Origin of the sequence: [Clostridium] citroniae WAL-17108, from assembly GCF_000233455.1 — a bacterium.
Taxonomy (GTDB): Bacteria; Bacillota; Clostridia; order Lachnospirales; family Lachnospiraceae; genus Enterocloster; species Enterocloster citroniae.
Window position 1 is genome coordinate 1 of the sequence record NZ_JH376425.1, and the last position, 14,544, is coordinate 14,544.

Here is a 14,544-nt window from a genome sequence, read left to right on the forward strand (position 1 = left end):
AAACATCAATACCTACTGCGTTCATGCTCATAAAAATGTCACTCCTTTATCTTAGGTAGCAATTGGTCAATACCAGTTTTACTCATTGCCCATTCAATCTACTGTGGTGTGACACGAACGCATTCCAAAGGACGGCTCAACCTGCATAAAACGAATGCTGCGAATGAAGAGCTGGTTAGCAGACTTATTTACGGGCGCAAAGCCCAAGGAGGAATCCGCTATACCGATTGCTCTTACATTCTAACAGCTTAAGCAACAAGATGGATAATTCCTTACTGGATGTAAGGGATATTAACCATAAATATATTGTAGTAGGAGGTATTTCTATGAAAAAATTATTGGCACCGGCTCTGGCACTGACAATGGCCTTATCGCTGACAGCGTGCGGCGGGGGCTCCTCTGAGACGGCAGGGGGAGGAAATTCAGGGGGAACACAGGCGGCGCAGACAGCACAGACAGAGGCTGCGGGAGGCCAGACCGGCTCTGGAGAGGGCAATGTAGTGACTGTCTGGACATCCAATGAGCTGCACAACCAGATGTTTGAATTCGGGGAAAAGGTTTACAATGAAAAGCATGGGGATAACCCGGTGGAATTGAAGATAGAGGTCTATCCCAATGCGGAAATGGCTAATAAGCTGCTGATCGCCCTGCAGTCCGGTGTGGGCGCTCCCGATATAGCGGATATTAATATTAACTATTTTTCCAATTTCTTAAAAGGGGATATCCAGCTGGTTCCGCTGAATGATATTGTGGAAAAAGAACTTTCCAGCTGTGTCCAGTCCAGATTCGATCTCTATAAGAAGGACAGCAGCTACTATGGGATCCCCACCCATGTAGGGGCTTCAGTAGTCTATTACAATATGGAGATCCTTGAAAAAGCAGGATTTACCATTGAGGATGTGGATGCCATTGAGACATGGGACCAGTACAAGGAGATGGGCTTACAGGTATTTGAAAAGACAGGTATACCCATGACCATATATGAAGTATCCAACCAGCGTCCCTTCTGGCCTATGATCGTACAGCGCGGCGGGGATTACCTGAACCCTGACGGAACCGTTGCAATGGACAGCGATTCCAACATACAGGTTCTTGAGTGGATGAAGGATTTCTGGGATACAGGGGCAGTGGTAGCTGCACCGGGCGGTTCCACGTCCGTGGAGGAATTCTGGACATGGATGAATCAGGGCGGCTGCGCATCCCTGACCATGCCGTCCTGGTTCATGTCACGCTTTACAAACTATATGCCTGATCTGAAAGGAAAGATCGCGATCCGTCCTATGCCTGTGTTTGAGGAGGGACAGCCTAGAACGGTTGGTATTGGGGGAACCGGTACGGCCATTACCACCCAGTGCAAGAACGTGGAACTGGCAAAGGAAGTGCTGTATGAGTCAAAGCTTACATATGAAGCAAATGTAAATATTTGGGAGTGCCTCCAGTTTGACCCGGTAAGGACTGATGTGTGGACGGATGAAAGGCTGACAGCCCCCATGGAGTATTTTTATAATGAGTCCTTCTTTGAGATCATGGGCGCATACGTGGACGGCTGCCCGTCACCGGTCAATGCAGAACTTTCCGTTGCGGCGCAGGATCTTGTGAACAACACGGTCATGTACAGCGTGTTTGTGGATGGCTCCCAGAGCCCGGCAGAGGCGTTAAAAGCAGCAGCTGAAGAATTGAGGGCGCAGCAGTAGATGTCCTCTGGCTGCCGCGTCCGGTCAGAACCGCCGCGGCAGCCTTGGCATGAGGAGGTAAGGCATTTATGAATCAGAACAAGGAGATAAGGGGTTTTCGTAAGATCTTATACAGTAAAAAGGCAGCGCCGTACCTGTTTTGCCTGCCGTTTATCATATCGTTTTTAATCTTTTTCCTCTATCCCACCATTAATACGGTGCTTATGAGTTTCCAGAAGATAGAGGGATTTAACAATGTGAAATGGATCGGCCTTAACAATTACAAGCGTCTGTTTAATATCCACTTTTACAATGCGCTGAAATCCAGCACCATCTACATGGTATGTATGGTCAGCATCATGCTGATCCTTCCCATCACAATTGCCACATTTTTAAACTCGAAAATACTGAAGTTCAAAAACTTCTTCAGGTCAGCCATATTTGTGCCAACCCTTACATCCGTTATTGTGGCAGGTATTGCCTTCAGGCTGATGTTCGGGGAAACGGAAGCCGGTTTGTTCAACTCCATTATCTTAAAGCTGGGCGGGGAGATTGTAGCATGGAAAACAGGATATGTGACCGGAATGATCATGATGGTCACGCTGGCAGCCTGGCGTGAACTGGGCATCAATATGGTGTACTGCCTGTCCGCGCTCCAGAGTATTCCCGAGGAGCTTTACGAGGCAGCGGACATAGACGGAGCCAATGCGGTCCAGAAGTTTGTGTTCGTAACCATACCCCAGGTCAAACCCATCATTATCTATATCCTGACATTGACCATTCTCAATGGGTACAGAATGTTTACAGAAGGGTATGTGTACTGGAATGAAACCAACCCGGGGGATATCGGCCTGACCATTGTCCGCTACATTTACCAGCAGGCGTTCCAGAGAAATGATTTCGGCATGGGTTCCGCCATCGGCGTGGTGCTGCTGGCAATCGTACTCACCGTCAACATGTTCCAGCTGAACTTCTTTGGTCTGTTTAAAAAGGAGGATGCATAATGAAAGCGCGCAGAAGAATGATGTCCGTACTGGTTTTCATCCTGTTTATGCTGGTGTCCCTGATCATGCTGTTTCCGGTCTATTACCTGGTCATAGGATCACTTCAGGACGGGCAGGAGATATTCCGGGCAGGTATGAAGTTCTTCCTGAACCCGGGAGACATGAAATGGTCCAATTATCCCAACCTGTTCACATATAATAACGGGATCTATACAAGATGGTTTACCAACAGTGTCCTATATGCAGTGGCTTTTACCGTATGCGCGCTGTCTCTGTCCTCCTTTGTGGGATATGGGCTTGGAGCATATAACTTTAAGGGCAGGAACATGATCTTTGTGCTGGTCCTGGCCGTAATGATGATCCCCCTGGAGATCCTCATGCTTCCTCTTTACAAGCTGATCGTTAAGATTAAGCTGATCAATACGGTGGGAGGAATTATCTTCCCCTTTATGGTCGCCCCTGTGGCCATCTTCTTTTTCCGTCAGTTTGTATCCGGCATTTCACAGGAGTTTATGGAGTCGGCCAGGATTGACGGGTGTACGGAATTTGGGATCTTTTTCCGGATCGTGGTGCCGCTGATGAAGCCGGCTTTTGGGGCCATGACCATACTCCTTGCCATGCAGAACTGGAATGGTTTTGTTTGGCCCCTGATCGTGCTGAGGGACAGCGGCAAATTTACATTGACCATAGGAATTGCATCGCTGATCAATCCCTACAGTGCAAATTATGATGTGATGATAGCGGGCTCTGTTGTTGCAATCCTGCCCATCTTGATCCTGTTCTTATTTAACCAGAGATTCTTCATTGCCGGTCTTACGAGCGGCGGTGTTAAAGGATGATACAAATATTATTTACTAATCTTATTTAGGAGGACTGCAGTATGGCAAACCAGATCATTGTCAATGCAAAAGCAGAAAAGTCAACGATCAACAGAATGATTTACGGACATTTCGCAGAACATCTTGGAAGATGTATATATGACGGCTTCTATGTTGGGGAGGATTCCAGGATCCCCAATGTAAGAGGCATGCGGACCGATATCATTGAAGCGCTTAAGAAAATTAAGATCCCGTGCCTGCGCTGGCCGGGAGGATGTTTTGCGGATGAGTACCACTGGCGTGACGGCATTGGACCCAAGGAGTCCAGGCCATCCATGGTAAATACTCACTGGGGCGGTGTGGTGGAGAACAACCATTTTGGCACTCATGAGTTTTTTGACCTGTGTGAAATGCTGGACACGGAACCTTATATCTGCGGCAATGTGGGAAGCGGTACCGTGCAGGAGATGTCGGAGTGGATCGAATATATGACCTTTGACGGACAGTCCCCCATGGCGGACTTAAGAAAAAAGAACGGACGGGAGAAGCCGTGGAGATTAAAATACTTTGGCATAGGCAATGAAAACTGGGGCTGCGGAGGCCGCATGAGGGCAGAGTACTATGCGGACGAAGTGACCCGTTATAACCTGTATGCCAGGGATTACGGCGATAATAAGCTCTACCGCATAGGAGCCGGGCCCAGGGGCGCAAATTATAAATGGACGGAGGTCATGATGCGGGACGCTTCCATGTTCTTAGATGCGATTGCCCTCCATTATTATACAAGGGTGGGTGATAAGGTGATCATCGAATACCTTCCCGATGGAAATGAGCGTTATTTGAGGGATAATTCCAAGTCCCGGAAATCAGCCACTGATTTTGACGAGGACCAGTGGTTTGGCGTTATGAAAGCAGCTGCATTTACGGATGAACTGGTTTCAAAACACATTGCCATTATGGACCAGTATGATCCTGAAAAAAAGGTTGCGCTGATCGTAGATGAGTGGGGAACCTGGTTTGACAATGAACCAGGAACCAATCCGGGATTTTTATACCAGCAAAACACCCTTCGTGACGCGGTATCGGCCGGAATCAGCCTGAATATCTTTAATAACCATGCGGACCGCATCCACATGACTAATATTGCCCAGACCATCAATGTGCTCCAGGCCATGGTCCTTACAGAAGGGGAGAAGATGATCCTCACCCCCACCTACCATATATATGATATGTACAAGGTGCACCAGGATGCAAAGCTTCTGGATTTCGCAGTGCTTTCAGATGACTATGAGTGCGGCACGGAAAATCTGAAGCAGATCAATGCCTCTGTTTCCAAGGATTCACTGGGCAACATCAATGCCACCCTGGTCAACCTGGATCCAAACCAGATGGCGGAGGTGACATGCCATATCGCGGACTTTGGAATGATCTCAAAGGTGAACGGAACCGTCCTCACATCAGGGGCCATGAACACCATGAATACCTTTGAACATCCGGACCAGATCCAGCCGGAGGAGTTTGAGGACTTTGTCATTGAGGGAAATACCATACACATTAAAATGCCTTCAAAGTCCGTTGTCCTGCTCACTGTAAAACGTTAGTCTAAAGAGGGGACAGGTTGAGATGGCAATAACCGGGGAAGTCTGTATTCCGTGCCTGCAGACAGGATTGTCCGACAGGGACTATGAACAGATCCTTAAGGATTATCTGGAATATATGGATGAGGATATAAAGACTCCTGACCATATCTATCAGGAAAGGCTGTCTGCTTGCAGCCAGTGCGGATTCCTGAGAAACGGAATGTGCAGGCTCTGCGGCTGTTTTGTGGCGCTGAGAGCAGCCAAAATACACAACCACTGTGCAGATACACCTGTGAAATGGTAAGGAAGGAATACAGAAACAGATCAGGAATACCCTGTCGGCATGACAACGATGATGGTTGTTATGCCGGCAAAAAACTCTCCAAGCCAAGGCGCCGGACGATACCGGACCCAGGCGGTTGGAGAGTTTTTTTATAAAGCTCATTGTCAAATCGTTATGAGGTGATACTTTACCTGATTGGCGGTTAAAAGCTGCGCTTCCCTTTGATGGCATGTAAATATGATGATCTGGCTGTCATATGCCTTTACCAGCCACTTAAGGGCGGTTCTTAACCGGTCGTCATCATAGAGCACAAAGCTGTCATCAAATATCAGGGGCATGGTGTCCCGTCCGTTCTGGACCAGTTTGGCAGCTGCCAGACGCACGGCCAGATAGATCTGGTCCATGGTGCCGCTGCTCACCTGCTCAATGGGGACCAGTTTGCCGGGCGTGTTCATGAACACATCCAGGTTCTCATCAATGCTCATGCTGCGGTAGATACCCCCTGTAATCCCGGATATCAGGTCGGAGGCCGTTTTGTTCAAGTATAGTCCAAAGGAATCACGGATGGAGGTGGACAGGGCGGTCATGGTATCCTGGGCCAGGTCGATGGCGTTCAGTTCCTCCTGGACGCGCTCATTCTCTGCCAGTACATGTTTCAGGGCCTCGGCCCTTGTCTTGCAGTCGGCCAGATGCTCCAGCTTCTTTTCCAGCTCCCACTGGATCCGCTGCTGTTTTTCAATCTCCTCCGAGAACACATCCTCCTTTGACTGCAGCTGCCCGATCTCCGCAGTGAGCTGTTCCAGCGTCTGCTCAGACTGCTCCACCGCCTTGCTGAGGCGGAGAAACTCTGCCATCTTGCCCTCCAGGGCATTCATTGCTTCCGGAGAAATGGATGAGTCCCCCAAATGACGGGCAAATATTTCCTGCAGCAGGCGTGTGTTGGTGTCCAGTTCTTTCTTAAACCGGCTGTTTTTGTTCAGCTGCACAATGGCTATGATCAGGGCAGCCAGGGCGATACCGCCTGCGATCCCCGCCGCCGCAGTCATGTGCAGGGGAACCTGTATCAGGGTGCGCACTGCCTGGGGCGCTGCCAGGCAGGCGGCTGAGATCCCGGAACATACCAGTGTAATAAGGAACATGAACACTGCGCACACGGTCCTGGATTTCTTGCTGCAGGCCGCTCTGGCGCGGTCAAATTCGCCATACAGTTTTTTTGTATCATCAATATAGACCTGGACGGAAGCCTGGTCCGTGAACTGGCTGTTAAGGAGGATCTGGCGGCCCTTGGCAGCCTTTTCCAATAACCCTTCCTTTTCCCTCTGAAGGTTGTCCAACTGCTTTCTTACCTCGGTTTTCTTGGTGCGGCAGGCAATAAGCTGGTTGGCATATTCAGGTGCGGATATCTCCTGCTCCACCTTGCGGATCTCACCCAGAAGGCCGGTGTAGGTGCGCGCAGCCTCGGGTACAAGCTGGTTCTCCAGTTCCTTTCGCTGGGCCTTTAAGTAGGCAGTGGCCTTTGTTATGTTCAGGGCAATGCTGCCCGAGGTGTTAAGGTTGGCAATATAATTTCTGAGCTCGGACACCATGCCGCCCTCTGTGGCACATTTTAGCTGTCCGATGCTGATGGTGTTGTCATAGGCTGTCTCAGACAGGCCGCAGCGCAGCTGGTCCAGCAGGGCCTTGGTGGGCTCCACCTCCCTGCCCAGGGTCTCATTGACAATGGTAAGCTCCCTGCTGCGCTTATGGAACCTACGCTGGATGCGGTACACCTGTCCTTCGCTTTCCAGGCGCAGCCATCCCTCGTAGGTACCGCTTCCCTGCCAGGGCTCATATCTGCTGTAGGTGTCGTTTCGTGCGGCGCGCCCCCGCTGGCGCTCCAGGCCAAACAGCATACCCTTGATAAATGTGTGCAGGGTGGATTTACCGGCCTCGTTTTTGCCATACACCACATTCATTCCATCCTGAAAGGAGATGTCCTGGTCGTGGAGTTTGCCAAAGCCGTCAATATGCAGACTCAGTATCTTCATGGGTTCAGCTCCTTTCATCCGTGGTGCGAAGCAGTGCATTGACCCCGTAGTACAGCGCCTTTTTCTCCACCGGGCTCATGTCGTCTTTTTGAAGTGCCTGGATATAGAACCCGATCATATCGCTGGAATGTTCAGCAAACAGGGCTGAAAAATCATATTGAGGTTCTGAGTCATCGATGATCTCAGCAATTCTGAAACGTGAGGATAGCTGCTCCAGATCAAATTCAATCTCAGGGTCCCTCATGCCTTTTAGACGGAAGCGGTAGATATTCTGTTCCCCGCGGTTTTGGATTTCCCTGGCAATCCGGTCGGACAGTTCGCCGTTAGTGGTGTCCTTGGACACATTCACTGCCAGGGGAACATACTGGAGACTGGAAGCCGGAACAAACTTAAGGCTGAGAAGCTTTCTGGTAACAGGATGGATCTCGCCCATATAGTAGCCGTGAGGGCCTGTCTCAGTGAGGTCCAAAGGTTCCGGGGAGCCGCAGTATGCCATTTTTCCCTCCACCACGATATGGGGCTTGTGGATATGCCCAAGGGCTATGTAGGAAAATGGGGACAGTTCCAGGCTGTTAAAACTGATGGGAAGGTGGGCCGGGTCACCGCCATGGGCCATGAGGATCTGGATCCTGCTGTTTAGGGGAACCTGGATGTCGTCCAGAAGCGGTTCCTTAATCTCAGCCCGGTGATAGCTGAAGCCGTGTACCTCTGTGTTAATATCTTCAAAGTAGACAGAGGTCAGGTTCTCATCCATGAGGAATGTCACATTGGGACTCCAGGTAAAACTTAAAAGGGCGGAATTATCTCTTATACGGTCGTGATTGCCTGCTATGATAATGATCTTAACGGAAGGTGCTGTGGAAAAAAGATAATTGACCTCCTTTAAATCTTTCATCAGCGGCTGCCTGTGAAACAAGTCGCCGCTGATGAATAAGCAGTCCACATCCATCTCTTTTGCATTTTCAATGATTGTCCTGAAGGTATCTTTGATCGCCAGGGCCCGTTCCTTGCCCCAGGGTTTATTGGCATCCGGGCACATGCCCCAGTGGATATCCCCAGTGTGGATGAATTTCATGTCTGCCTCCTAAATTAATTGTGTGTACTCCCGGAGTCTGGAGATTCCGAGAGTACACTTGTTTACAGCTCGCAGTTGTTTACGGTTCTTGGGAAGGGGATCACATCGCGGATGTTGCCCATTCCTGTGAGATACATAACGCAGCGCTCAAAGCCAAGACCGAAACCGGCGTGGCGGGTAGAGCCGTATTTGCGCAGATCCAGGTAGAAACCGTAATCGTCCTTGTTCAGGCCCAGTTCATCCATTCTTGCAACCAGCTTCTCCAGATTGTCCTCCCTCTGGCTTCCTCCGATGATCTCGCCAATGCCGGGAACAAGGCAGTCCACGGCGGCAACGGTTTTGTTGTCCGGATTCATCTTCATATAGAAGGCTTTGATCTCCTTTGGATAATCTGTTACAAACACAGGCTTCTGGAATACCTTTTCCGTCAGATAGCGCTCATGCTCGGTCTGAAGGTCGCATCCCCAGGATACCTTATAGTCAAATTCATCATTGTGCTTTTCCAAGAGCTCCACTGCGTCTGTGTAAGTGATGTGTCCGAATTCTGCGTTCAGCACATTGTTAAGGCGCTCCAAAAGGCCCTTGTCCACAAACTGGTTAAAGAAATTCATCTCTTCCGGCGCGTGCTCCAGCACGTACTTTATGATGTACTTAAGCATTCCCTCGGCCAGGCGCATGTTGTCGTCCAGGTCTGCAAATGCCATCTCGGGCTCGATCATCCAGAATTCAGCTGCATGGCGGGCTGTATTGGAATTCTCGGCGCGGAAGGTGGGTCCAAAAGTATATACGTTGCGGAAGGCCATGGCATAGGTCTCAGCGTTCAGCTGTCCGCTTACAGTCAGGTTGGTGGGCTTATTAAAGAAATCCTGGCTGAAATCCACCTTGCCGTCATCTGTCTTGGGGATATTGTTCAGATCCAGAGTGGTGACCTGGAACATTTCCCCGGCGCCCTCGCAGTCGCTTCCCGTGATCAGCGGTGTGTGCACATATACGAAATCCCGTTCCTGGAAATACTGATGGATGGCATATGCGATCAGTGAGCGGACGCGGAACACGGCCTGGAAGGTGTTGGTCCTTGGACGCAGGTGGGAGATGGAGCGCAGATACTCAAACGAGTGGCGCTTTTTCTGCAGAGGATAATCGGATGCGGATGTGCCCTCCACCGTTACCTCTGCTGCCTGGATCTCAAATGGCTGCTTGGCATCGGGAGTGGCCACCAGGGTTCCCTTTACAATGATGGCAGTGCCTACGTTCAGCTTGGAAACCTCTGCAAAGTTGGAAAGGTTGTCGTGATATACAACCTGAAGGGTCTCAAAATAACTTCCGTCACTTACCACAATAAAGCCAAAGGATTTGGAATCACGCAGACTGCGGACCCATCCTCCTATCTGTATCTCCTTGTCAAGATATTTCTCCGGATGTTTGTAAAGTTCTCTTACGGTAATCAGATCCATGACTGATAATCTCCTTTTCTTTTCTCTCTATACAATACAGTATCCCCAATTCCCCAGGAAATGGACGGTAACTACATATAACGTGATTATAAGATATTTCCCGTAATGTTTCAAGGTTATTCTACCTTCCTCTTATAATGGCCTGCCTCCAAAGGACAGTACAGTGGAAGAATTTAACAGTCATACAAGGGGCGTTTATCTGATATGATGGGTAAGCGGGCCCTTTTGTCGAACCATGACGGTATGCGTCCTGGAGGAAGGGGGATATTTAGTGGCGGCTTAATAAATCAAACACTAGATATAGAGAAAACCGGTGATAAATGGAGAAATAAGGGAGAAAATGTCGGAAAAATGCACAAAAACAGAGAAATATATTAAAAAATTTATGTACTATTTACGAAGTTTGTGATATAATTAAAATTACAAAAATCTTAACAGCAAGAGGTGATAACGTGATTAAAAAAGAAATGATAGCTATGCTATTAGCAGGCGGACAGGGAAGCCGCCTTGGCGTACTGACACAGAAAGTAGCCAAGCCGGCCGTATCTTTTGGGGGGAAGTACCGGATCATTGATTTTCCACTGAGCAACTGTATCAATTCCGGGGTAGATACTGTCGGAGTTCTGACACAGTATCAGCCATTACGTTTAAATTCTCATATTGGAATTGGTATTCCATGGGATTTGGACCGGAATGTTGGTGGTGTAACAGTATTACCTCCTTATGAGCGCAGCAAAGGCAGCGACTGGTATACAGGTACTGCCAATGCCATCTATCAGAACCTGGAATATATGGAGACATATAATCCCGAGTATGTTCTGATCTTATCCGGCGATCACATTTACAAGATGGACTATGAGGTTATGCTGGATTATCACAAAGCTAACAACGCAGATATCACCATTGCTGCAATGCCGGTACCGATTGAGGAAGCCAGCCGTTTCGGTATCCTGATTACGGACGAGTCCAATCGTATCATGGAATTTGAGGAGAAGCCTCCCGTTCCCAGAAGCAACCTGGCGTCCATGGGAATCTACATCTTCAGCTGGCCGGTGCTCAAGGAAGCGCTGATTAAGATGAAGGACGAGCCGGGATGCGATTTCGGCAAGCATATCATTCCATACTGCCATGCAAAGGGCGACAGGGAGTTTGCTTACGAGTACAACGGATACTGGAAGGATGTGGGTACCCTTGGCTCCTACTGGGAAGCGAATATGGAACTCATTGATATCATTCCGGAATTCAACCTGTATGAGGAGTATTGGAAGATCTATACCAAGAGTGATGTGATCCCTCCCCAGTACATATCATGTGATGCGAACATTGAGAGAAGTATCATAGGTGAAGGCACGGAGATCTACGGCGAGGTTGTCAATTCCGTGATCGGTGCCGGTGTTACCATTGGAAAGGGGGCAGTGGTCCGCGATTCCATTGTGATGCAGGGAAGCGTCATTGGAGCGGGAAGTGTAGTTGACAAGGCTGTCATTGCAGAGAATGTAAAGATTGGCTCTGACGTCCAGCTGGGAGTGGGTGAGTATGCCCCCAGCACATATGATCCAAAGGTATATCAGTTTGACCTTGTAACCATCGGCGAGAATTCCATTGTGCCTGACGGGATGAGGGTTGGCAAGAACACTGCCATAGCAGGCGATACAACCGTAAGTGACTATCCTGACGGATTACTGGCAAGCGGAAATTACATTATAAAGGCAGGTGGCGTAAAATGAGAGCAATCGGTATCGTATTAGCAGGTGGTAACAGCAAGAGGATGCGGGAACTTTCTAATAAGAGAGCAGTGGCTGCCATGCCGGTTGCAGGAAGCTACCGCAGTATAGACTTTGCATTGAGCAATATGACGAATTCCCACATCCAGAATGTGGCTGTATTTACACAGTACAACTCCAGATCCCTGAACCTGCACCTGAGTTCTTCCAAGTGGTGGGATTTCGGACGTAAACAGGGCGGGCTGTTTGTATTCACGCCTTCCATCACACCGGAGAACGGTGACTGGTACCGCGGAACAGCAGATGCACTTTACCAGAACCTGACCTTTTTAAAGAACAGCCATGAGCCGTACGTGGTAATCGCTGCAGGTGACGGCGTGTACAAGCTGGATTACAATAAGGTCCTGGAATACCATATTGAGAAAAAAGCAGATATCACAGTTGTCTGCAAGGACATGGAAGACGGCACTGACGTAACCAGGTTTGGCTGTGTGAAGCTTAACGATGACGGACGTATCACGGACTTCGAGGAGAAGCCTATGGCAAGTGATGCAACCACCATTTCCTGCGGTATCTATGTGATCCGCAGAAGACAGCTGATCGAACTGCTGGAGCGCTGTGCAGCTGAAGACAGATATGACCTGGTTAACGATATCCTGGTGCGCTATAAGAACCTTAAGAGGATCTACGCGTACAAGCTGAGCGGATACTGGAACAATATCGCTTCCGTGGACTCCTATTATAAGACCAACATGGACTTCTTAAAACCTGAGGTCCGGGATTACTTCTTTAAGCAGTATCCTGATGTATACACCAAGATCGATGATCTGCCGCCGGCTAAGTACAATCCGGGCGCCATTGTAAGGAACAGCCTGATTTCCAGCGGATGTATCTTAAACGGAACGGTGGAGAACTCCATTCTCTTCAAAAAGGCATATGTGGGAAACAATTGTGTGATTAAGAATTCCATTATTCTAAATGATGTCTATATTGGCGATAATACCGTGATTGAGAACTGCATTGTTGAGAGCAGGGATACCATCCGCGCCAACACCACACATATCGGCACGCCGGAGAACATCAAAATCGTTGTGGAGAAGAACGAAAGGTATACATTATAAGACGCAGCGGACAGCGGGTTAAGCGCACGGGGAGCGCAGCTGCAGGCTGAAGCGGGATAAGACGGAAGGGGTATAAGAACATGCAGGTTACGGACGTGAGAGTAAGACGGGTAGAAAAGGAAGGGAAGATGAAAGCAATTGTTTCCATCACCCTGGACAATGAATTCGTCATTCATGACATCAAGGTTATCGAGGGGGAAAAGGGTTTATTCATAGCAATGCCAAGCCGCAAGGCAGCAGACGGAGAGTACCGGGATATTGCCCATCCCATTAACTCCAACACAAGAGACATGATCCAGACCATTATTCTGAACAAGTATGAGACCACCTTGCTGGAGAATGAAGCGGCTGAGGAAGCGCTGGCATAGTATATTGGTAGATTATAACTGTTCAGGACATCCGATGTGAAAATAGGTGCAAAAACGGACTTATAAGCAAGCTTAACGCTCGCTTTTGCACCCATTTTCCCGCCGTCCTGAACTGTTACGGTAGGTTAATAATTAAGAGCCGTTTCTGGATAACGAAATGTTAGCTGGGGAGCGGCTCTTGTTTTCTATGTATTTTTATGCTATAGTGAAAACACGATTTTTATCACAATCTTGACACATCAAGTGTCAGACAATCTTTGGTGCCCTATGGGCGCTGTAATGGCCACTTCGGCCGTGGTTCCAAACTGTACTACTGGGAAGTATATGATGCTACAAGAGTATGCTCTTACAAGAAAGTCAGGTGATGTTCCGGATGTTCTATTGAAGATGGGAAAGAAATTTATTATAATATAAGGAGGAAATGTATGGATAAAAAGCGGCTGCAATGGCATCCTGCCTTTTTTGCAGTATTGCAGATTGAATTGGAAGAAGAGAAGCAGTTTATACAGTTTTATGCGGAGTATAATCTTACATGTAAGCCTATGCAGATTGATGTATTGGTGATAAAAAAAGATTCGGAGCGAAGGATAGAAAAGAACATAGGCAGAATGTTTCGCCGATATAATGTGGTGGAATATAAGGGAATGAAAGACTATGTGAGTGTAAATGACTTCTATAAGGTTATAGGGTATGCATGTATCCTGCTGTCAAATACAAAGCAGGTTCGGGAGATCCTTCCCTCCCAGATAACGGTGACATTGGCAGGAAGCCATTATCCGCAGAGCTTGTCAAATTTCCTAAAAAGAACGTACAGGGTAGATATGAGACTGGCATATCCGGGGATTTATTATATAAACGGACTTTTGTTTCCTGTACAGATCCTGGTTATCCGGGAATTATCAAAGGAAGACAATATCTGGCTGAGCCGTCTGAGAAGCGGACTGGAACTGGATGAGGATATAGAGGTCCTTGCAAAGGAATATAAGGGAAATGAAGGAAATCCGTTGTATGAGACGGCCATGGATCTGATCGTGCGGGCTAACTGGGAAAAATATCAGGAGGTGAGGAAAATGTGTGACGCGCTGAGGGAGCTGTTTGCAGATGAGCTGGAGGAACGGGAAAGTATAGGGATAGAAAAGGGTGGAATGGAAAAGCTGATAACGCTGGTCATGCGGAAGATGGAAAAAGGACAGTCGGCAGTCCGGATTGCTGAGGATCTGGTGGAACCCCTGGATGCGGTTCAGGAACTGTACGATATGATCGAGTCCCATCCGGATTATGACACAGCCCGCCTTTACGCTCTGCTGGCTGATAGACGAAAAGATCAATATTTGATACGTAAGTAAGGCCATTATTTTAAAAACGCCGGAAATCTCCTTAGGAGCAGGAGATTTCCGGTGTTTTGGCTTCTAAGATT

13 protein-coding genes are annotated in these 14,544 nt (G+C 48.4%); 10 read left to right on the forward strand and 3 right to left on the reverse strand.

The genetic code is table 11. The annotated features are described in order from the left end of the window. Positions 1–326: 326 nt before the first annotated feature. From HMPREF9469_RS18850 to HMPREF9469_RS18870, 5 genes are all read left to right on the forward strand, one after another. Positions 327–1,694, forward strand: coding sequence for an ABC transporter substrate-binding protein (locus HMPREF9469_RS18850; protein ID WP_007865209.1), 1,368 nt, complete (start codon positions 327–329; stop codon positions 1,692–1,694). 68 nt (positions 1,695–1,762) lie between these two features. Further along, positions 1,763–2,677, forward strand: a complete 915-nt coding sequence (locus HMPREF9469_RS18855; protein WP_007865211.1) for a carbohydrate ABC transporter permease — start codon at positions 1,763–1,765, stop codon at positions 2,675–2,677. After that, on the forward strand, positions 2,677–3,516 hold the full coding sequence (locus tag HMPREF9469_RS18860; RefSeq protein ID WP_007865217.1) for a carbohydrate ABC transporter permease: 840 nt from the start codon (positions 2,677–2,679) through the stop codon (positions 3,514–3,516). The genes HMPREF9469_RS18855 and HMPREF9469_RS18860 overlap by 1 nt, the downstream gene beginning before the upstream one ends. A 41-nt stretch (positions 3,517–3,557) precedes the next feature. After that, a complete protein-coding gene (locus HMPREF9469_RS18865) occupies positions 3,558–5,096 on the forward strand; it encodes an alpha-N-arabinofuranosidase (protein WP_007865219.1) in 1,539 nt (512 codons plus the stop codon). Between the two features lie 22 nt (positions 5,097–5,118). After that, positions 5,119–5,379: a DUF6171 family protein gene (locus HMPREF9469_RS18870; RefSeq protein ID WP_007865220.1), complete on the forward strand. Its 261-nt coding sequence runs from the start codon at positions 5,119–5,121 to the stop codon at positions 5,377–5,379. Positions 5,380–5,522: 143 nt separating this feature from the next. Here HMPREF9469_RS18870 and HMPREF9469_RS18875 read toward each other — a convergent pair whose 3' ends face one another. The 3 genes from HMPREF9469_RS18875 to asnS all read right to left on the reverse strand — a co-directional run bounded on the left by HMPREF9469_RS18875 (position 5,523) and on the right by asnS (position 9,914). After that, positions 5,523–7,385 (reverse strand): ATP-binding protein, encoded by a 1,863-nt coding sequence (locus HMPREF9469_RS18875; RefSeq protein ID WP_007865222.1) that lies wholly within the window; start codon positions 7,383–7,385, stop codon positions 5,523–5,525. Positions 7,386–7,389: 4 nt separating this feature from the next. Then, a complete protein-coding gene (locus HMPREF9469_RS18880; RefSeq protein ID WP_007865242.1) occupies positions 7,390–8,460 on the reverse strand; it encodes a metallophosphoesterase family protein in 1,071 nt (356 codons plus the stop codon). A gap of 62 nt (positions 8,461–8,522) precedes the next feature. After that, positions 8,523–9,914, reverse strand: a complete 1,392-nt coding sequence (gene asnS, locus HMPREF9469_RS18885; RefSeq protein ID WP_007865245.1) for an asparagine--tRNA ligase — start codon at positions 9,912–9,914, stop codon at positions 8,523–8,525. A gap of 204 nt (positions 9,915–10,118) precedes the next feature. Between asnS and HMPREF9469_RS32650 the strand changes: the two genes are divergently transcribed. The 5 genes from HMPREF9469_RS32650 to HMPREF9469_RS18905 all read left to right on the forward strand — a co-directional run bounded on the left by HMPREF9469_RS32650 (position 10,119) and on the right by HMPREF9469_RS18905 (position 14,473). After that, the gene (locus HMPREF9469_RS32650) at positions 10,119–10,292 is read left to right on the forward strand and encodes a hypothetical protein (protein WP_207636599.1); all 174 of its coding nucleotides are present in this window, start codon (positions 10,119–10,121) and stop codon (positions 10,290–10,292) included. 74 nt (positions 10,293–10,366) lie between these two features. After that, a complete protein-coding gene (locus HMPREF9469_RS18890) occupies positions 10,367–11,641 on the forward strand; it encodes a glucose-1-phosphate adenylyltransferase (RefSeq protein WP_007865248.1) in 1,275 nt (424 codons plus the stop codon). Further along, on the forward strand, positions 11,638–12,759 hold the full coding sequence (gene glgD / locus HMPREF9469_RS18895; RefSeq protein WP_007865252.1) for a glucose-1-phosphate adenylyltransferase subunit GlgD: 1,122 nt from the start codon (positions 11,638–11,640) through the stop codon (positions 12,757–12,759). Before HMPREF9469_RS18890 ends, glgD begins: the two co-directional genes overlap by 4 nt. A gap of 80 nt (positions 12,760–12,839) precedes the next feature. Beyond that, positions 12,840–13,127 carry a septation regulator SpoVG gene (spoVG, locus tag HMPREF9469_RS18900; protein ID WP_007865261.1) on the forward strand — a complete coding sequence of 96 codons (288 nt, stop codon included), beginning with the start codon at positions 12,840–12,842 and terminating at the stop codon, positions 13,125–13,127. 425 nt (positions 13,128–13,552) lie between these two features. Continuing rightward, positions 13,553–14,473, forward strand: coding sequence for a hypothetical protein (locus HMPREF9469_RS18905; protein ID WP_007865264.1), 921 nt, complete (start codon positions 13,553–13,555; stop codon positions 14,471–14,473). Positions 14,474–14,544: the final 71 nt, after the last annotated feature.

What these genes read in the sequence shown, in the direction of transcription:
- HMPREF9469_RS18870 (WP_007865220.1), top strand. Translation starts at nt 5,119, where the DNA reads ATGGCAATAACCGGGGAAGTCTGTATTCCGTGCCTGCAGACAGGATTG.
- HMPREF9469_RS18905 (WP_007865264.1), top strand. Translation starts at nt 13,553, where the DNA reads ATGGATAAAAAGCGGCTGCAATGGCATCCTGCCTTTTTTGCAGTATTG.
- HMPREF9469_RS18855 (WP_007865211.1), top strand. Translation starts at nt 1,763, where the DNA reads ATGAATCAGAACAAGGAGATAAGGGGTTTTCGTAAGATCTTATACAGT.
- HMPREF9469_RS32650 (WP_207636599.1), top strand. Translation starts at nt 10,119, where the DNA reads ATGATGGGTAAGCGGGCCCTTTTGTCGAACCATGACGGTATGCGTCCT.
- HMPREF9469_RS18875 (WP_007865222.1), bottom strand. Translation starts at nt 7,385, where the DNA reads ATGAAGATACTGAGTCTGCATATTGACGGCTTTGGCAAACTCCACGAC.
- asnS (WP_007865245.1), bottom strand. Translation starts at nt 9,914, where the DNA reads ATGGATCTGATTACCGTAAGAGAACTTTACAAACATCCGGAGAAATAT.
- HMPREF9469_RS18865 (WP_007865219.1), top strand. Translation starts at nt 3,558, where the DNA reads ATGGCAAACCAGATCATTGTCAATGCAAAAGCAGAAAAGTCAACGATC.
- HMPREF9469_RS18860 (WP_007865217.1), top strand. Translation starts at nt 2,677, where the DNA reads ATGAAAGCGCGCAGAAGAATGATGTCCGTACTGGTTTTCATCCTGTTT.
- HMPREF9469_RS18880 (WP_007865242.1), bottom strand. Translation starts at nt 8,460, where the DNA reads ATGAAATTCATCCACACTGGGGATATCCACTGGGGCATGTGCCCGGAT.
- HMPREF9469_RS18850 (WP_007865209.1), top strand. Translation starts at nt 327, where the DNA reads ATGAAAAAATTATTGGCACCGGCTCTGGCACTGACAATGGCCTTATCG.
- glgD (WP_007865252.1), top strand. Translation starts at nt 11,638, where the DNA reads ATGAGAGCAATCGGTATCGTATTAGCAGGTGGTAACAGCAAGAGGATG.
- spoVG (WP_007865261.1), top strand. Translation starts at nt 12,840, where the DNA reads ATGCAGGTTACGGACGTGAGAGTAAGACGGGTAGAAAAGGAAGGGAAG.